This window comes from Chryseobacterium amylolyticum (genome assembly GCF_051011775.1).
In the GTDB taxonomy this organism is placed as follows: Bacteria; Bacteroidota; Bacteroidia; order Flavobacteriales; family Weeksellaceae; genus Chryseobacterium.
The window spans coordinates 187,093-205,606 of sequence record NZ_JBPCHX010000006.1 but is presented as its reverse complement, the minus strand read 5'-3'; the positions used below and the strand labels follow the sequence as shown (position 1 = coordinate 205,606).

The window sequence follows — 18,514 nt, the reverse complement described above, 5'->3', positions numbered from 1 at the left end:
GATCACTACAAAAAGTTATGGTATCTCAACCAGTCGAGATACACATCAGACCATTTGTCAACGGGAAGATTTTGTTTTCCCATACCAAAGCCATGACCTCCTTTTTCATAGATATGAAGCTCAGCGGGCTGCCCTGCTTCCAGCCATTTGTTATACAATAAAACTGATTTAGGTGCCAGTTTCAGCTGATCATCACTTGCGGCACAGATAAACATTGGAAGAGCAGCTTTAGGAACCCCGGTACTGAGAATTTCCTGACTTGGCCCGCCATAAATGGATGCGGCAAAATTTGGTAACGTTGAAGCATCTTTACTATGGAGAACACTTTCTAAAATTACGCTTGCCCCTGCTGAAAACCCTACTACACCCAATTTTTCAGGATTGATCTTCAGTTCTTCCGCATGTGTTCTGATATATGAAATTGCTGTTCTGATATCTTCTCCAGCCATTACTTTAACAGGAGCTGTTTTGGCATCAAAAGCATTTCTGTCTTTGATATTCTCCATCATTTCTTTGGCAGGATCATTGGATTTCGTTTCCAGCAATCTGTATTTTAAAACGACTGCTGTAATTCCGTTTTCTGCGAGTTTTTTTGCCAGATCAACTCCTTCGCGGTTGATCGATAAGCTTTGAAAACCACCACCGGGAGCTATAACAACAACTGTCCCGTTGATCTTGGTTTTATCTGCTTCGAAAACCAAGATCGAAGGTTGGGACACGTTGAAAACCACTTCCGTTTTGAACAGCTCGCTGAATTGCTGTGCTTCTTTCTGCTTCCAGTTTTCTGTTCCCGGTGCCTTTCCCTGATATAAAGGAATAGATTTTTGTGCATATGCATTGTATATTCCTGAGATAAACAGTGCGGTTATGAATATTCTTTTCATGTTCAATTTGTTTATTTAAATAACTGAGGAAGAAAATCATTCAGGTAGGTTCTCCAATTGCTCCACGTATGACCGCCTTCGGATTCTGCGTATTGGTATTTGAAGTTCATCCTGTTGAGTTTTTCACGGTATTCCGTCACGTTTTTGTAGAGAAAATCTGTTTTTCCTATGGCAATCCAATACAACTTGTATGAATTGGTTTGCTGGACTTTCAGTTTTTGATCTAAATTCTGATAAACAGGACTTTTCTTTTCATCAGGCGGTAGAATTGCCGGAGAAAACAGCCCTACATAATCAAACGTTTCCGGCAGATTGGCAGAAATATACAAGGAATGGAATCCCCCCATGGAAAGTCCGGCGATAGCTCTGTTTCCTGCGTCTGATTTTACCCGGTAATTATGTTCTGTAAATTCCATGATTTCCTTAAAATAGGTTTCCATATCACCACTGAAAATATCCGGTGTCCTCATATCGATTTTATAAAAACCTTTGGAAGATTCACCCGGCGCTGCGGAATTGCTTGTATGACCGTTTGGCATTACAACAATCATAGGTTTTGCTTTTCCCTGAGCAATCAGATTATCCAGGATCTGTGAGGCCCTTCCCAAGGTCATCCATGCTTCTTCGTCACCACCCATTCCGTGTAGCAGGTATAAAACAGGGAATTTTTCTTTTGAATTTTCATATCCCGGAGGGGTGTAAACCGTTAATCTTCTGTCTTCTTTTAATCCGTTTGATTGATACCATCTTTTGGAAACTGTTCCGTGCGGAACGTTCTGAACTTTGTAATTTTCAGATTGTTTTCCATCTATCAAAACCATACTCATTACCGATGAAACATCACGAACCTGATAAGAATTGTTCGGATCATTGGCCTTTACACCATCCACAATAAATGAATAGGTATAGATATCAGGAGCCAGATCATTTTCAGAGAAGGTCCAGATTCCATCTGCATCTTTTTTTAATTCTACGGTTCCCGGTTCCCAACCCTTTCCCGGCATCCAGTTTCCCTGTAGTTTTACTGTTTTCGCCTCCGGTGCACGCAGGCGGAATGTTACGCTTTTACCTTTGATCTCCGGTGAAATTATTTCTTTCTTTCCGCTGAAATCAAGGTTTTCCTGGGCAAACATTAATGAACCCAGCATTAATGAATAGATTGTGAATCTGATTTTCATATTAAATTGTTTTTTATCACAAAAGGCACAAAAGTTTTTAACACTTTAATTATTTTAAGTTCAATGCTATTTTTTTTAAAGATCACTTAAGTTTTGAAAATCTTTGATTTTCAATTTTGTAAGCTTTTAGAATTATTATTTCAGACTTGAAGATTTTGTGACTTTTGTGGTTAAAAAGTTAAACAGTTTTTAAAAATAAAATTCTGAGCCTGTGAAACACAGACCCGGAATCATCAATTACTTTTTATATTTCTCTGTTCTCGCATCTTTAATCACACCTGACCAGTTCATTCCGTATCCGAAATCATAGTTATGACCTTCGGAATCTTTATGGGTTTCCATATCGTAAGGAACATCTTCTTTCTGCCTTTCAACAGTCGCCATATTTGCAGGCATCTGAAGCGGAAGTAATCCTGATGGTTCGTATTTTCCGGTTACGATATCCACAACCGCCTGATTGGAAACATTAAAGTTCATCAGAATGGCATCAGCATGCTTTTCAAATTCGTTGAAAACCATCGGTTTTGAAGCTGTTACAGAAACTATTACGGGTTTTCCGTTCATTGCCTTGTACGTGTTTTCAATGGTCAGCAGATCTGTAAAGTTGGTAGCGGTTGAAGTTTTATTTCTGAATGTCCTGTCGTGTACATTCGGGGCTACAACCGGATCACCCGCTGCAATGCTTTTCTCACGGGCTTCAGTTGCTGTATAGGTTTTGTATTGAAGAGAAATCGGAAGATAGCCGTTTCCGCCTTCTGCAGCATCAATATCGCTGTAACCGCCTTCTTCACTGTGTGGACTTTTCACAAAAACCAATGCGAAATCAGCTTTAGCGGGATCTTCGGTTACGTTATAATGTTTTTTTATTTTTTCGATATCAACAGGGTAATCCAGAGAAGGAGCCGTGTAAATTCCCCACCAGTTAAATGTTGCCGGAGAATACCTCTTCGGGATGTAAACCGTTTTTCTTTCCTTGATGGGAAGAATATTGGATTTATTTTTCAACATCACGATAGATTTTACCTGGGCCTCATACCCTGCTTTCATAAACTCAGGATTACCAACTATTTTTTTGGTTTCATCAATGTTCACGTAGGGATTTTCAAACAATCCTGTTCTGAAGAAATTTCTAAGCAAACGAACGGCAGATTGTTCAAATTTTGCACGATATGCTTTTTCGCCGTGTTCTTTCACTCCCATCTGATACGCTTCCAAAACAGGTCCTTTATCATTATTTCCTCCGAATTGGTCAACCCCGGCTTCCAGCACTTTGTAATGACGTTCGGCAATAGATAATTTCTCAGCGCCCCAGGGTTTTCCGGCAAATCCTCCCGGCGTTTTGGGTTCATCAGCCGTAATCAGCCAGTCGGTACACACCACACCATCGTATTTGTATTTTCCACGAAGTAAGTCTGTGATCAGATATTTACTGTAGCCGTTCCCGACATTTTCCCTGTTTTTCGTATCCTGATTAAAGCTGATTGTGTAATAAGGCATCACTGCTGCAGCTTCTTTAGTTCCTCCGTTTAATTTGAAAGCACCTTCGGTAAAAGGCTTTACGTGGTTCTGAAAGTTATTCCCCGGATAAACCGCGAATTTTCCCATTGCCCAATGACCGTCACGGCCGCCTTCTTCAGGGCCGCCTCCCGGCCAGTGCTTTACCATGGCATTTACACTTTTATTACCCCAGCCGTTTTTACTTCCGATGGTTGTCTGGAAACCGTCAATATAACCTCTTCCTAAATCTGCTGTCAGTTCCGGACTTTCAGAAAAAACGTAAGCGATTCTGTACCAGCGAGGCTCTGTCCCCAGGTCGATCTGAGGCGATAAAGCTGTTGAAATACCCAATGCTCTGTATTCCTGAGCCGCAATATTTCCGAATTTTCTGACCAGCTCCGGGTCGAAAGTCGCGCCCATTGCCAAGCCATCCGGCCAAAGTGAAATCTGCCCGCCTGCTCCTTCATTAAACTCAGCCGTTACGGTTGCAGAATGTCTCGGGTCTGTACTGTTATTGGCTGGAATTCCCAATCCAAGGCCTTCGATATAAGCCTGGATGTTGTTGCTCCATTGTGCTGCAATTTCGGGAGACTCAACAGTTGTTACCAAAACGTGACGCAGGTTATCTTCTTTTAAGAATTTCTTTTGCTGGTCTGTCAAATCCGAGGCTTTTGCCCCGCTTTCTTTATACAGCATTCCATTATATTTACCTGCCCGGAAACCATCTGCAGGCGCAGGAACAGACTGATGGCCGCTGTAAAGCATTAGTCCTGCAATCTGTTCAACACTCATCTTTGAAGCTAAATCTTTCGCTCTCTCATCGACGGGAAGTCTCCAGTCTTCGTATGGATCAAGCTTTCCGTTTCTGTTTAAATCTTTGAATTTATTTCCGCCAACTGTCAGAATTTTCACCCCTGAATCTGCAGAATAGCCTAAAACAGGACCCTTAGGATTCGTGACCATCTGAATATTCTGTGAAAATGCTGTTATTCCAAAAAATAATGCAGCAATATTTAAAACCGTCCTTCTCATTGTTTATATTTTAAAAATTGAAGTTTACTGATAATTGACCTGTCAATGGCATAATGTACGTTCCTGTCAACAGTTTTCCGTAATATGGACTTGCATCTGTAATTAATTCAGCACCATTGATGGTTCCACTGGCTCCCCTTTGGTTCAGGAAGTTGATCACTGTTGCACCTATGTTGATGTTTTTGTTTACAGTATAGCTTACTCCCCCGAAAGTTTCCCATCTTGGCGCAAAGTATAAGGCGTTGGTAAGATTCGCGTATTGTTTTGAGAAATACCTGAAGCTCGCCCAGAACCTCCACTTGTCAATAGAATAACTTGGATCGATTTCCATTAAAACTTTAGCTACCCCTAATACATTGTTGTCATTATAATCATACTCTTTCCCGAATGCATTGAAATTAAATTTCTTATATACAGGATTCTGGAAAGTAACCAGGTAATGTAAATTGAATCCTTTGAATGGTTTTAAAACAAAATCCGTGGTCCAGCCCAGCGTCTGAATATCATAATAAACGGTTGTGGTTTGCGCCTGAGAACTGTTTGCAGGATTTACCAGATTATATCTGTTAAGGTTGTTATTTTTCTTCAGATAGGTAGCCTGAGAAATCAACTGAATCCAATTGGTATTCCAGAAAACTCCAAATGCTCCCAATGGGCTTTTAATTTTATTGGTATTGGGTTCAAAAGCCTGGGAATAACTTTCCAATCTTCTGTTTTCTTCTGTGTACAGGAAGTTGGCTAAAATACCGAAGTTCTTGGTAATGTTATAAGTTGCGTTCAAACTTCCTGCAATCTGAAAAAAACTTTGACTGATATGATTAAACTGGCCCGGATCTGTAAAGCTAAAGCCAATAGTCCTTGGAGCCAAAGAATACTCCCCGTCAATAATGTGATTTCTCAAATGTAAACCATAGCTCAGATTAAAGTTGTCGGTAACTTTCCATTCATCAATACCATACAATGAAAATTTGTTCTCTGTTCCACTATGGTATTCTCCGCCTGCATTATAATTGTAGAAGCCATCAGAATCCGTATTCGGACCAATCAAGCGTTGAGGTTGCGGCTCAACAGTCTGGAAGAAAAAAGTTCGGTTGGATGTGTATTGGTTGACGTGATAATATTGTTCCAACGCTCCAAATGTCAAATTATGATTTCCTATCTGCTTGTTCAAAGAAAAACGACCTGCAATACTGGTAATCGGGGTTTCCGGTGTATACATTCCCAGAATAGTTCCTACCTGCCCTGAATAAGCCTGGCCGCCGGAAGCCAAAGTATATCCTGCTGAAGAATCTGCATTGAAAATACTCAAAGGAATCATATTGGACATTTTCACTTTTGAAAAATGTGCTCTTGTTGAGAATTTAAAATTCCATCCATTGTTCAAAAGATAATTACCAAAAATATCAATGTTATGAGATTTCGATCTGTTATCATCTCCACTCATGGAAGCCCAATAATAATTTCCTGTAAGAATATCTTTGACTTTCATCTGTCCGTCTCTTACTACGTAGGAATCTCTGCCAATTTTGAAATTATCAAGCTCTGTTACTTTTCCGTTTTCCCCATATTGGAAAACAGCATAATTGGTTATGCTATACGAATCCGCATATTTGTAAAGTGCGGTTATCTGTCCTTTATTGTTGTTAAAATACTTAGTTACCCCTGCTCTGAAAATTTTTGTTTCATCAGCATTTCTTGCAAATCCTAATTTATAGGTGCTCGGATCATAGTTGGCAAAAGCTCCTGCCGTATACGTCCAGCCATTTTTGGAAATAGGCCCCGAAACATTGGCATCGGCCTGTAACCAGCCAAAATTACTCGTTGTAAATTTACCTTTGATCTTAAGGTCCTTAGTTCCTGTCTGCGAATATGAATTGACTGCAAAACCAAGATCTCCCGTTGTATTGGCCAACTGGTCCATTTTTAAAAGGCCCGTTTTTTCCAGTCCGACACTTTGCCTCCATGTTTTATTGGGCAGTTCGGGCCAGAAGAAATAAACAACAGGCAGGTCATTTTCGAGAATCGTGATTCCTCCAACTGTAGAAGGAAGACCGATATTAACGTCACGGGGGCTGGTATTATTGGCAGCATTGAGCATCACATTCCTGTTGTTGTCCTCTTTGGAGGAAGTTATCGCTTTTTTCTTCAAAGCTAAGCTGTCAGTTTGTTGTCCAAATACTGCTCCACAAGAAAACATGAGCAGCAAAGTGGAAATTCGGAGTCTTGAGTTTTTCATAATGATCAATTAATCTGTTTTTTGTTTGGATTGTGTAGTGAAATGATGAATTTCAGATGGGTAACTGATTTAAAATTAAACAAATAGCTAACTGGATTTTATCCATGTAATTTTTGACATCTCTTAATATTTTTTAGTTGCTTCATAATGAAGCGACTCAATATTACATTCTTTTTTTGATACTGCCAAATGAATGTTAATAAAATATTAACACAATAACAAATAATTGATTTTCAATAAATTATACCTAATAAATTTAAAATAAAATGATAAAAAGATCATTTATTTACCCGGAATTAAAGATTATATGTTACCAAAAAGTAATGTTAAAAAGCCTGAATGTTTGCACCTTCCTTAATATCACCTTAACTTTGTTCTGCACGAACAATTAAAATAATATGAACCCTCATAAACAGATCTTAGAAAAATCAGCAGAAGCCTATCAGTTATATGTTCCCCATATTTCTATCGATACTGTCATCTTCGGATTCAGTGAAAACGAGCTTAAGGTCTTGGCTATAAAGATGAAATTTAACAAACAATGGTTTCTACCGGGCGGCTACCTGAAAAAAGAAGAAAATATTGATGATGCTGCAGTAAGAATTCTAAGCGAGCGGGCTGGTGTAAAGGATCTATTTTTGGAAGAATTTTCCGTTTTTGGGAAGAATGGCCGAAGTGAGGAAGTTTTCAGTGATTATGATGCCAGCTTGTGGCATAAACAAAGATTTATTTCTATCGGCTATTATGCATTGGTAAACTATCATGACGTTTCTCCAAAAGCAGACGAACTGAGTGAAGAATTTGAATGGCTCGACGTTAATAACCTTGATCATTACCAGATCACTATGGACCATAAACAGATTATTTTAAAAGCTCTGCTGACACTCAGGGAACGAATAACCTACAAACCAATCGGCTACAATTTACTGCCGGAAAAGTTTACGATGACAGAATTGCAGCGATTGTATGAAACGATATTAGGGAGAAGTCTGAACAGGGGTAATTTCTACAGGAAAATAAAGAACCTGGGGATTCTAACCAAGCTGGATGAACAACGAAAAGGAGGTGCACATAAAGCACAGGATGTCTATTCCTTTAATCAGGAAAATTATGAAAAGGCACTTGAAAATGGAGTGAACAGCTGGTAACGGAGAAAATTATGCGAATATTATCACACAATATAAAACCATCACCAAAAGTTTTTCTGGCTTACAATCCTATTTTGTTTTTTTAAATTAGCTTATGCCTCGTCTTTGGTATTTTTGACAAGCCCTATCCCGGAAAAGAAGAATATAAGTCCGAGAACGCCTATAACGCCTAATGTTGTATAGGCAGAACTTTTATTGATGAGTTCATATCCGGTATAAATTAAACCTGCAATTCCCAAGATAGTCAGTATGGTTCCAAATGTTCGTTTAACGTTCATAGCCTTAATTTTTTATTGTTAAAAATCTAGTTTAAAATTTGTTTTTATATATAATTACATCAGAAAACTGATCTAATGTCTTTTTAAATTGACTCCTTTATAGTTTTTGTTTCTATGAATATATTAAACCAATACATTACATGTAAAAAATTGCAAAAACCAAGCCGTTTAGTGAAAAATATACTTTTTGCAATACAATAATAAGCTTTACAACATATAAGCCAGATCCTCTTACATTATTTTCTATCAGTGAAAATTTAAGCAGGTACCACACTGCGACAGATTTTGGCCAGATGTTTGAAATGTTATTAATAGTATTCAAAATTTCAGTACTATAAACAAACATTCTATGGTCATTATCAATAGTTTTGAAGAATATAAAGCATTTGAAGGAAAGCTAATCGGTGTATCGGACTGGCATACAATTGATCAGGAACAGATTAATAAATTTGCTGATGCTACTTTGGACCATCAATGGATTCATATTGACCCGGAAAAAGCGCAAAAAGAATGTCCTTTTAAATCGACAATTGCCCACGGCTATCTGACCCTTTCACTTATACCCTATTTATGGAAGCAGATAGCGGATGTCAGAAATGTAAAGATGGAAATTAATTATGGCATCGAAAATTTCAGATTCGGGCAACCTGTTCTTGTAAACAACCGTGTACAGCTGCAAGCCTATGCAAAATCTATCTGTAACCTGAGGGGAACTGTAAAAGTGATTGTTGAGGCAAAATTAATTATCGAAGGTGAGGCAAAACCTGCATACGCGGGTGATGTTTTATTTCTTTATCATTTCAATAATTCTGATTAATCAAAAGGCCATCCGGCGAGAAATAGAATCTTTATTATCATTTATCTCATATTTTATTCAATAAAAAAGTTATAAATATTTGCAGATTTCATTTAAATACTTACTTTTGTACCGCTTTAAATAATTCGGGGGATTGGCGCAGTTGGCTAGCGCGTTTGACTGGCAGTCAAAAGGTCACGGGTTCGAATCCCGTATTCTCCACTACAGCTAAGCCCTTCCCACAAGGGCTTTTTTTGAATTCATACTTTTTGGAAGCGTATTAATCAGTAACAAAAACAGTAACAAAATTAATACGTATGAAAAACCTTAATTTCGGATGCAAGAGATCCGATTTCCTAGTGACCAACTCAAAAGATGATTGGTTTATTCAATGTCGCTTTTACGAACCAGATCGGGAGAAACCATTTACGTATCGGCGAAGGCTAAACCGATTCAAGGATGAAAAAGAGCGGAAGCAAATCGTATTTTACAATTTTTATCAGCATGTCAGGCTGTCGTGTTCCGGAAATGATAGGATTAAAAGCGAAAGATGTAAACCTAGAAAAACACGAATATACTATATTACTAAAGAAAGGCGATTTGTATGTAAGAGAAAAAAGAGCTATCGTTCCTTCCACTGTTCCAAATTACTAACGGATATAATGCTTTTAAATAAAACTTACTGAGAAGTTATAAGAATATATAACCCTCGCAAAAACTGATCCCTTTTTTCATAGATTCTAAACCCTAATATACTTTTTGAGTACATCAAGAAGATCTGCCTGTTTTACAGGTTTGGGAAGGAAATCATTCATTCCGGCCTCAAGGCACTTTTCTTTTTCACCCAGAACATTTCCGGCCGTAATGCCTATAATAGGTATATGTTCATATCCCGGCAGCATTCTGATATGTTGTGTTGCTTCAATACCGCTCATTATTGGCATCTGTACATCCATCATGATAATGGAAAACTGTTTTTTCCTGCATTCTTCCACAGACTGCAGCCCATTGACCGCTTCCGTCAGATGTATACTCGGAGCAAGAGATTTCATTATTCTATTATTCAGAACCATATTCACTACATTATCATCAACCAAAAGCACTTCCAATTCCGAGGCAAATACATGCGAAACTTTCTCAGAATGATCCTTACTAATTTCTACGGTATAACTTTGGTCTACCTTTTTTAAAGTTTTGTATAGATCATGTGATTTGATGGGTTTCAAAAGTAAATGTGCATTTTCTATTTTTCTCACTGAACTAAGTATTCCCAGTTCTTCAGAAGAAGAAGAAAGTACTATAAATGGTGAAGTCTCTTGTCGCTGATTGAACAGCTCTGTTATTTTATTTATTGTTTCCAATCCGGACATAACAGGCATATGATAATCCATCAGGATCACATCGAACCTTTCACCTTTCAACAGGATCTCTAAGGCTTCCATCCCATTAGAAGCCAAAGTAGACTTGATATTTTTATAGGTAAGCATGTGCTCAAGAATAATCCTGTTGGTTTCATTATCATCGACCACTAAGGCCGTTTTAATAGTTATTTCCTCCTCTTCTCTCAGTTGAGGGATCTCATAAGGTATCTCAATATCAAAGGAAAATACAGACCCTTTTTCCTTTGCGCTGCTCAGCGACAAATGGCTTCCCATATATCCCAGGATATTGTTGGAGATAGTAAGCCCAAGCCCCGTGCCTCCATATCTTTTACTGATGGAACTGTTTTCCTGAGTAAAGGCATTAAAAATGTATTTCTGTTTCTCAACAGGGATGCCGATCCCCGTATCTCTTACCGAAAAGCGCAAAGCGATGGTACGATCATTCATGTGCAACTTCTCTACTTTTAGCTCGATCTCGCCCTTTTCTGTGAACTTCACAGCATTCCCCAGAAGATTGATCAAGATCTGCTTTAACCTTGCTTCATCCATAAAAAGTATTTTTGGAAGGCCCGGCTCAATATTGAGAAGAAGTTCGATATCTTTTTTCTGGGATTGATAAATGATCACATTGATTACCTGGCTTAGCATATCATAAACATCACATTTTTCAATCAAAAGCTCCATTTTTCCGGATTCTATTTTAGAAAAATCCAATATATCATTGATGATGCTAAGCAGGTTTTCCCCTGACTCATTGATGTAATTCAGATATTGCATCTGTGTTTCATTCAGCGGTGTCGTGAGGAGGAGGTCTGAAAAGCCAATAACTCCGTTTAAAGGAGTCCTGATCTCATGGCTCATATTGGCCAGAAATTCGGATTTTGCTTTGCTGGCTATATCTGCTGTTTCTTTGGCATTTTTCAATTCTTCATTGATCTTTACAGCATTTGTAATATTCTGTATGGAAATAATTACACCCCCTATTTCATCTTTTGTAAGATACCAAGGTCCAACTTTAAGGTCGTAATGCTGAATTTCTTCTTTTCCTTTCACTTTTAGCGTAAAATCACCGTTGATGTATGTTTTTCCCAACAGCGCATTCTCATAGATCTCTTTTCCTTCTTCGGGAATATCAGGTGATATTGTGAATAGGTTATTACCGATAAGATCTACATTATTCATACTAAATTCCTCTCTCCATCTGCTGCTTACAGCAATATAATTAAGGTCTTTATCAAACATGGCCAAAGGAACAGGAACATCAGTGACAAAAGACTGCATTATTGCCTCCTTCCGGGAAACCTCGAGAAACATTTTTTTGAATGCATCAATGTCCTGAATGATGCCGAAAACCCTTTTGCAGATATCATCTTCAAATTCAGGAATACCTTTTACCCTTACCCAGGTCGTAACTCCATCATTACGTAAAAGCTGAAGCTCCTCATCAAAAGGAATCCCTTGTTGTATTGCCCTGTTAAACAGGTATTTTATTCTTTCCCCACTTTCTCCTTTGTAAAATCCTAAGGCATTTTCAAAAGTAGGCTGGAGACCATCTTTTAATTTATGAATTTCTCTTGTACTTTGAGACCAAAAGATCTTTCCGGTCTTCATATTGACCTCCCAACCTCCCACCTGGGCTACTGAACCTGTTTCCTCAAGCATTTCCTTAGTATAAAACAGATCTTTTTCTAACTTACCACGACGAATAAGGTCAGATTTTAGTTGTATATAAACAAAAACGGTTACACCAATGGCTGCAATGGCAGAAAAGATGATAAACAAAACCGTCCAGTTGGAAGATTTATTCAGATCTTCATTTTTTATGGCAAGCTGAACTTCCTCATGTTTTACAAATTTCTGAACGAGCCTACGGCATCTGTCCATAGCTTCCTTGTTTTGTACAAGTTCTTCCGGACTCATTAATATGCCCTTTTTACGATTCTCAATAAGTAAGGCATATTCCTTCATCATCATTTCTGAAGCATGCAGCAGTTCATTTAAGACATTAATCTGATCTTTATTTCTAAGATTAAGTCTATCTTTATTCGAAACAAGCACCGGATATTCATTTTTACTATTATTAAAAGGTTCAAGAAAATTTTCCCGGCCGGTAAGCTGGTATCCCCTATTTCCTGTTTCAGCATTTAAAAGAGTATTTAAGATATCTTTTGCTAAGCTTATAGATTCCTTACTTTTTAAGAGGTTTTCCCTATTCTCCATCTGCTTATGTATGCTTATATAAGATGCTATAGAACTAGCAATCAAAAGTATCAAAGAAATCACTACACCAATTTGAAGGTTTCTTATAATTTTTTTCGGCATTGAATAGTATTTTTGTAATAAAATACTAAAAATAGGTCATTTTATAATATCAGCAAATTAATTTAGAAATTTGTCAGAAGATATTGAAAAATGAGTACAAGGTACAGTGTTGGGATACGCAAGACATTGCCTTTAAAAAGGCTTGAATAATCTCTCGTTTCCATAATTGATTATTTTTATAAAAGTAAGAGCTGATAGATATTTATTTCCGGATTTTGAATTTCTCTATATCGATACCAATACATACAAAATCAAAGGCCTCCCGTAGGAAGCCTTCGAAACACCAAATCACAAAATATTAATATGAAAAATTTATTTATAAAGCTGTTGCGGTATACGTTACTGTCTGCGTATAAGTTCCGGCCGGTTTACCCAAAATATCAGAAGATGATGATTTCGCTGCTGGAATAGTGTAGTCTAAATTCAGTGTTAATGCGCTTCCAAGCGGAGCATTAGCTACCAAAGTCTGATCTGTTGCAGACAACACTACTGCGGTTTTTGTTCCTCCCATACTTCCGGCAGCGGTAGAAGGTTTGATTGTCAAAACATTCACAGGAATCAGGTTGGTTCCGTTCATGAAATTAGCACCTCCTGCTTTTACCTTTACATTAAAGCTCTTTGTGGAAGTAACTTTTAAAGAGTTGGCTTTAGTAACCGTTTGATCAGAATTATAGTCTGCTGCAGTAACGTAGTTAAAGTCAACGGTATTGCCTATTGCTGTACTTCCTGCGTCAATAGAGATGACATCGTTCAGGGTAATGTTTACCGTTGTGGTTGCAGTGGTATTTTGAGCTTGAACATTATTGGTTCCTAATATGATCGCTCCAATAGTTAAGGCTGGGATTAAGATTAGTTTTTTCATGATGGTAATATTTTATTGTTATTTTTTACTTAATTGTTCTCTTTTGTATACTGCAAATCTACAGCGGCGATAAAAGTTTCTTTGTAATGGAAAAAGGAAGTTCATGTAGTAAATTAACTACACGGTCTATTCATTTGATTTAAAAAGAAAACCCTCAATACTTTAGAAGTACTGAGGGCTTATGTAAATTGCTGTTATTTCTAGTATAAAACTGTCATAATATAAATTACTGTTTGGGGTATAATTTTCTTTAGGTCTTGACAAAAAAATATTTACAGGTTGGTAAATGTGTTATCATTGTTATTTAAGAGTATTTAGTAAAATTAATATGTAAGCCCTTATAAAACTTTTTAGTTTTCAAAATGTATTTGACCTACAATTTGGGAGCTAAATCAACATAGCAAAGGCCACGCAGGCTTTTGCTCAGATAGATGTTGTCCATACCTCGATCACGGCAGATTTCAGTACTGTCATCCAGTTTAATACAATCCGGTACGAAAGATAACGTGCTAATAGTTTTAAAGTCTTTAGGAATATAGTTTTCTTCTTTAATCAACCTATCCAAAAAGAATAAATTAAATTGGTCTCCAACTTTAATTAGCCTGCATGAGGATGATGATTCTTTTTTCGAAATAACTTTAAAACTATTTTTCCGGTAAGTGAGATACACCAGATAATAGCTGTTTATAGAATCGATTTTATAAACAGTATACTTTCCTGAGTCATGCATTTCTTGTGAAATCTTTATTTTTGGACCACAGTTTAATAGCATTAATACAAAAACTATTATCAAAAAAGAACCAATAGGGCGTAAATGTACCATCAATGTATCTTGTAAAATTATTTTGCGATTTGAGTAAAAAATTGCTTTTCTATATTTAATCCAGTTGGGTTCTTAAAAATTAACCCTTCTCTATGCCGTATTTTTCGAAAATCTTGCTCGTTGAACAATTGATCAAAACAAATGGAAATAAAAGTATTGATACATGAATTATTATCCTATATAGCACGTTGAAAACAAAGAGTTTGTGGGTCATACAAAGGTAGATGTTATTCACTTAATTTTCTGATTTGTAATAATTTAATACTTCTCCTGTGTTTTTATTAATGTTAATATTAATCTTACAATTTCTACAATTATAGCTTTTTACAATAATATGCCATATCTTACCATCTTCAGTCAAATTAACTTTGTATGGTTTAGTCTTTTCAGGGTCAAGTAAATCTTTTGTTATCAGAATATCCACATATTTGATTACGGCTGATTCATCAGGTATAAGATCTATACCATATCGGCTTACAATTTTACAGGGAAGTTGATCTATTCCTCTGTTTTTGTCTTTACACTTTCCATCCTTGTTTTGTTGCGCTAACGCAAATACAGGGAGGAAACACAAAATTGTTAAAGTTTTCCTTACCATAATTAATATCTTTTAGGTTGTTCAGGATCAAATCCTTTAGGCAATATATTAGGCATATTTGTCGGCGCAATATTATTGAGCCTTAAAGACCTGGAGCTGGGATCTGATGGTAAACTACTATCTACCGGAATATCGTAATTTTTTATAGGTAGTCCAGCTGCATCCTTTTTCGTAGAATTTGAATTATTACTCACTCCAGGAATAAATTCCCTCAACCCTCCATCTGGGCCAGCAACATAACCAGTAACAGGTTTTTCTAGTCCGTTATCTTCCTTCTTACCATTACTGTCAATTAAAGTATTTTTATAACTATTGATATCTCTATCCGAAAATTTATTTGCCGAACTATAATCTCTCCCATCCATCTTTATAAGGTCTGTATCTCCGGCATGTGTATGACCGTCAGCAACTATCTCTCCTAATTTTGAGACTTCTGCAACCTGGTCTTGAGTTATTCCGCTTGTCATACCTTGAGAACCCATTTCGGGAATAGTGTAACTATAAAAAACTTCACCATTCTTATCTACCCCCTTATAAAAAAGGGTACTTACTTCAGCATTATAATTAATTGATAGTCCATTATATTGTTTACCAAAATCAATAGCCGCTGATCTTAGATTTTTAAATTTATCGCCCGGATCCATAATTTGCATTCCATCTGGATCAATAAATCGTATTGGATTGTTCATTCCATAACTGTAAGGTGACCATCTTCTATACTTTTCACTTAACGGATCAATTGTTCCCCATCTTCCAAGATCCGGCATATAGAACCTCGCTCCATAATCAAAAAAGCCTGTTTCCTGTAATTCCTTACCATTATACTTATAAGATTTATAACTTCCGAACTGGGAGGTACTTAATGGTCCTGAAATATGATTTAACCCAAATGCATAATAATTATTAGTATCTATAATTTCAAGATTGCCTGTGCTGTCTTTGCCAAAACTTACCCTTGTATTTCCAAGGTGGTCTTTGTATTGATAAATATAGCGGTTTTCTGTAAAACTATAAAAACCTTCTTCTGTATGCACAAAGTCAAGCCGCCATTCCGGAGTAATTGTACCGGGGTCAATAATACCTTTATATGCCTCCTGCTCATAAGCATTCCCCGTGCGGCAGGTGATACAGATTCCTCCTCCCTCAAAATAGTTGTACTGAAAACCATCCAGATAATCCGTGATCGTAACGCTGGTCAGGCCACGAGGTGGTGTGCTTGAATATGTTTTACGTACTTTAACCCCATCTGAACGATATAAATAATCCAATCCAACATTCATCGGAAGTCCAAATGGGTTATTCTGCGTAATGGAGTAAGAATCAGGTAAACTCAAATAATTATACGCAATACTCCAGATTCCTTTATCCTTCATCGTGGTCATACTGCCATTCAAATCATAGTCAATTATATTATTTCCGCCTTCATATCCTGAATCATTCATCGCTGTTTCTACCACTTTATCCAAACGGTTTCCGGTGTATTGATAGCTAAGGTCATCTACCTGTACAAACGTAGTTCCCTGGGAGACGGGAGCAGCATTCCTTTTTAATGTCATGATATTCCCATTTGCATCATAACTTAAATACTCATCAAAATAGCCGGTATTTCCTGTAGAAGGTTCTTTATAAAAAGAATTTTTTAACCTGTTTAATGCATCATATTCATAATTATAACGTTTCAGGAGATTTTCCGAGCCATTATTCCAGTCAATTTCAGCAATATTACCATTGTATTTTCCTACACTCTGAGGATTCACAGGGTTTTGATACTTTATTTCATACCCGAACAGCTTTCCATTCAGATTCGCAGGGTCATTGATCTTCGTCAGCCAGCCCCTTATGTTGTACTGATAATCCATCTGCTGAAGTGAAGATCCAGCCGCTATTCCTCCCACTTTCTTGGATGCCAGCTGGGAAATTTCATTATATGTATTTTGAGCCAGATATTCTACAGGATTACTGTCTACCTGATGTTTGTGTACCAGAAGTCTATTCTGATTGTCATACTCAAAGTTTTCTGTAATAATTCTTTCAGTATCTGTTCCTAATCTCTTATGTCTGGTAATAGTCTGTTTGGGAAGCCCTGCAAAATCCAGTTTAGATTCTGTTCTGGTGTATCCTCCCAGGTGATTGATAGAATGCTTTCCAATTACTCGCCCTTTGGCATCATAATACGTATAATTCTTAGTCCAGCCATCATCTTCAATATTCTTTATCAGACTTAACACAGGAAGTCCTTTCGTACTTCTTCCATCTGCACTAAGAGTTTCTGTAAGTACAGGTTCTCCCAGAATATTTGAAACAGTTGGATTAAACAAGTATTGAGATGGATAAGAATCATAATAATTAACCGAAAGAAGTGTATCCAAACCTAAGTATGTATTGGTATAATAATATGCTATACCGTTTGCTGTCAAACCTACTGTATTTCGGGATTCAACTACAACAACATCATTAATCTGGTTCTGCATTCCGGTCCGAGTGTTGTTTGATTTTAGAATTCCAGTATAGATAAGCCTACCTCGTACGTCATATTTGTAGATAAGCCAGCTAAAAGCAGCTCTTTGATTAGCATCCTGGGTCAGTATCAACCTGTCTGCCTTATCATATACCATGTATTCCACTTCTTTTCCCGGAAGCTTTTTTTCAACCAACCGATTCTTTCCGTCGTATTTATACTGATAACAAAGTGTATTCAGAACAGTATCCGGAATCTGTGTTCCAGGACTTAAGTTTTTAATAAGATCTACTGCCTTAGGAGATAAAACATAAGCCAATTGATTATAATCATTATAAACGTAGTACGTGTCGGTACTTTCGGTTGCACTGATCATTTTTCTTATCATCACAACCTGATCCTTACCATTTTTAAATTCTATGGTTTTATTTCCATCTTCATCCGTTACTGTACTTTTATATAACTGATTGGCTGCATAAGGAGCAGAAACCGTAATCAATGTTTCGAAAGTACTATAATTAAAAACCGCATTATATTTCTTTACTTCGCCATCAGCATTGGCATTGTATTCAAATTTCACGGGTTTTGTACTCCATGCCGTACCCACTTGCTTTTGTTCAAAAATCCTGTCCAGAGGGGAATTTTCTAAATTTTTGTGAACAAAAGGTGTATTATCACCATAATAAGTCTGGGCTACCATCAGTACTCCTGGTTGAATTCCACCGTTTAACGTATTCATAGGTGCTGGAAGCCACGTATCAACCTGCCTTCCAAATCCATCATAAGGAATTGTCGTTACGAGATCTTTTCCCGTAGGAGATGCTTTGATATTGACAACTTGCTTGGGTCTGCCCAATCCATCAAAATACTGAACGGTTTCAGATGTTTTAGTGGGTTGATTATTGGTATCATAATCAAGATATGTCTTACTGTAAGTATAGTTTTCTGTAGTGCTCAACTGGGCTTGTACAAAACCTGATATCATCAAAGCACCGATTGGAATTATGAGTTTCTTCAACG

13 protein-coding genes and 1 tRNA gene are annotated in these 18,514 nt (G+C 37.1%); 4 read left to right on the top strand and 10 right to left on the bottom strand.

Annotated elements, in window-relative coordinates; all coding sequences use genetic code 11:
• Nucleotides 1-5: 5 nt before the first annotated feature.
• The 4 genes from ACR1PO_RS17410 to ACR1PO_RS17395 form a co-directional block, all read right to left on the bottom strand.
• On the bottom strand, nucleotides 6-884 hold the full coding sequence (locus ACR1PO_RS17410; protein WP_433987589.1) for an alpha/beta hydrolase: 879 nt from the start codon (nucleotides 882-884) through the stop codon (nucleotides 6-8).
• 11 nt (nucleotides 885-895) lie between these two features.
• On the bottom strand, nucleotides 896-2,062 hold the full coding sequence (locus tag ACR1PO_RS17405; protein ID WP_433987588.1) for an esterase: 1,167 nt from the start codon (nucleotides 2,060-2,062) through the stop codon (nucleotides 896-898).
• 237 nt (nucleotides 2,063-2,299) lie between these two features.
• Entirely contained in the window at nucleotides 2,300-4,591 is a 2,292-nt protein-coding gene (locus ACR1PO_RS17400) for a glycoside hydrolase family 3 protein (protein ID WP_332386932.1), read from the bottom strand.
• Nucleotides 4,592-4,601: 10 nt separating this feature from the next.
• Complete coding sequence (locus ACR1PO_RS17395; protein ID WP_433987587.1) at nucleotides 4,602-6,827, bottom strand: TonB-dependent receptor; 2,226 nt, start codon at nucleotides 6,825-6,827, stop codon at nucleotides 4,602-4,604.
• Between the two features lie 398 nt (nucleotides 6,828-7,225).
• Here ACR1PO_RS17395 and ACR1PO_RS17390 point away from each other — a divergent pair, with 398 nt between their 5' ends.
• Complete coding sequence (locus ACR1PO_RS17390; protein ID WP_433987586.1) at nucleotides 7,226-7,975, top strand: NUDIX hydrolase; 750 nt, start codon at nucleotides 7,226-7,228, stop codon at nucleotides 7,973-7,975.
• Between the two features lie 92 nt (nucleotides 7,976-8,067).
• Here the strand turns inward: ACR1PO_RS17390 and ACR1PO_RS17385 are convergent, their stop codons facing one another.
• On the bottom strand, nucleotides 8,068-8,253 hold the full coding sequence (locus tag ACR1PO_RS17385; RefSeq protein ID WP_213279291.1) for a hypothetical protein: 186 nt from the start codon (nucleotides 8,251-8,253) through the stop codon (nucleotides 8,068-8,070).
• A 349-nt stretch (nucleotides 8,254-8,602) separates the two neighbouring features.
• On the opposite strand from ACR1PO_RS17385, the gene ACR1PO_RS17380 reads away from it, so the two are divergent.
• From ACR1PO_RS17380 to ACR1PO_RS17370, 3 genes are all read left to right on the top strand, one after another.
• Nucleotides 8,603-9,070 carry a MaoC family dehydratase gene (locus tag ACR1PO_RS17380; RefSeq protein ID WP_433987585.1) on the top strand — a complete coding sequence of 156 codons (468 nt, stop codon included), beginning with the start codon at nucleotides 8,603-8,605 and terminating at the stop codon, nucleotides 9,068-9,070.
• 127 nt (nucleotides 9,071-9,197) lie between these two features.
• Nucleotides 9,198-9,271, top strand: a tRNA-Ala gene (locus ACR1PO_RS17375).
• 237 nt (nucleotides 9,272-9,508) lie between these two features.
• Nucleotides 9,509-9,703, top strand: a complete 195-nt coding sequence (locus tag ACR1PO_RS17370; protein WP_433987584.1) for a hypothetical protein — start codon at nucleotides 9,509-9,511, stop codon at nucleotides 9,701-9,703.
• A gap of 86 nt (nucleotides 9,704-9,789) precedes the next feature.
• Here the strand turns inward: ACR1PO_RS17370 and ACR1PO_RS17365 are convergent, their stop codons facing one another.
• From ACR1PO_RS17365 to ACR1PO_RS17345, 5 genes are all read right to left on the bottom strand, one after another.
• Nucleotides 9,790-12,753: a response regulator gene (locus ACR1PO_RS17365; protein WP_433987583.1), complete on the bottom strand. Its 2,964-nt coding sequence runs from the start codon at nucleotides 12,751-12,753 to the stop codon at nucleotides 9,790-9,792.
• 316 nt (nucleotides 12,754-13,069) lie between these two features.
• Nucleotides 13,070-13,615, bottom strand: a complete 546-nt coding sequence (locus ACR1PO_RS17360; RefSeq protein ID WP_332386942.1) for a peptidoglycan-binding protein LysM — start codon at nucleotides 13,613-13,615, stop codon at nucleotides 13,070-13,072.
• Nucleotides 13,616-13,988: 373 nt separating this feature from the next.
• The gene (locus ACR1PO_RS17355) at nucleotides 13,989-14,438 is read right to left on the bottom strand and encodes a hypothetical protein (RefSeq protein WP_433987582.1); all 450 of its coding nucleotides are present in this window, start codon (nucleotides 14,436-14,438) and stop codon (nucleotides 13,989-13,991) included.
• A gap of 235 nt (nucleotides 14,439-14,673) precedes the next feature.
• Nucleotides 14,674-15,036, bottom strand: a complete 363-nt coding sequence (locus ACR1PO_RS17350) for a hypothetical protein (protein ID WP_433987581.1) — start codon at nucleotides 15,034-15,036, stop codon at nucleotides 14,674-14,676.
• Between the two features lie 2 nt (nucleotides 15,037-15,038).
• Nucleotides 15,039-18,512, bottom strand: a complete 3,474-nt coding sequence (locus tag ACR1PO_RS17345; RefSeq protein ID WP_433987580.1) for a DUF6443 domain-containing protein — start codon at nucleotides 18,510-18,512, stop codon at nucleotides 15,039-15,041.
• Nucleotides 18,513-18,514: the final 2 nt, after the last annotated feature.

Bases quoted from the DNA above. Each gene is read 5' to 3' on its own strand.
- ACR1PO_RS17405 (WP_433987588.1), bottom strand. From the start codon at position 2,062: ATGAAAATCAGATTCACAATCTATTCATTAATGCTGGGTTCATTAATG.
- ACR1PO_RS17350 (WP_433987581.1), bottom strand. From the start codon at position 15,036: ATGGTAAGGAAAACTTTAACAATTTTGTGTTTCCTCCCTGTATTTGCG.
- ACR1PO_RS17365 (WP_433987583.1), bottom strand. From the start codon at position 12,753: ATGCCGAAAAAAATTATAAGAAACCTTCAAATTGGTGTAGTGATTTCT.
- ACR1PO_RS17400 (WP_332386932.1), bottom strand. From the start codon at position 4,591: ATGAGAAGGACGGTTTTAAATATTGCTGCATTATTTTTTGGAATAACA.
- ACR1PO_RS17355 (WP_433987582.1), bottom strand. From the start codon at position 14,438: ATGGTACATTTACGCCCTATTGGTTCTTTTTTGATAATAGTTTTTGTA.
- ACR1PO_RS17360 (WP_332386942.1), bottom strand. From the start codon at position 13,615: ATGAAAAAACTAATCTTAATCCCAGCCTTAACTATTGGAGCGATCATA.
- ACR1PO_RS17370 (WP_433987584.1), top strand. From the start codon at position 9,509: ATGAAAAAGAGCGGAAGCAAATCGTATTTTACAATTTTTATCAGCATG.
- ACR1PO_RS17410 (WP_433987589.1), bottom strand. From the start codon at position 884: ATGAAAAGAATATTCATAACCGCACTGTTTATCTCAGGAATATACAAT.
- ACR1PO_RS17385 (WP_213279291.1), bottom strand. From the start codon at position 8,253: ATGAACGTTAAACGAACATTTGGAACCATACTGACTATCTTGGGAATT.
- ACR1PO_RS17380 (WP_433987585.1), top strand. From the start codon at position 8,603: ATGGTCATTATCAATAGTTTTGAAGAATATAAAGCATTTGAAGGAAAG.
- ACR1PO_RS17395 (WP_433987587.1), bottom strand. From the start codon at position 6,827: ATGAAAAACTCAAGACTCCGAATTTCCACTTTGCTGCTCATGTTTTCT.
- ACR1PO_RS17390 (WP_433987586.1), top strand. From the start codon at position 7,226: ATGAACCCTCATAAACAGATCTTAGAAAAATCAGCAGAAGCCTATCAG.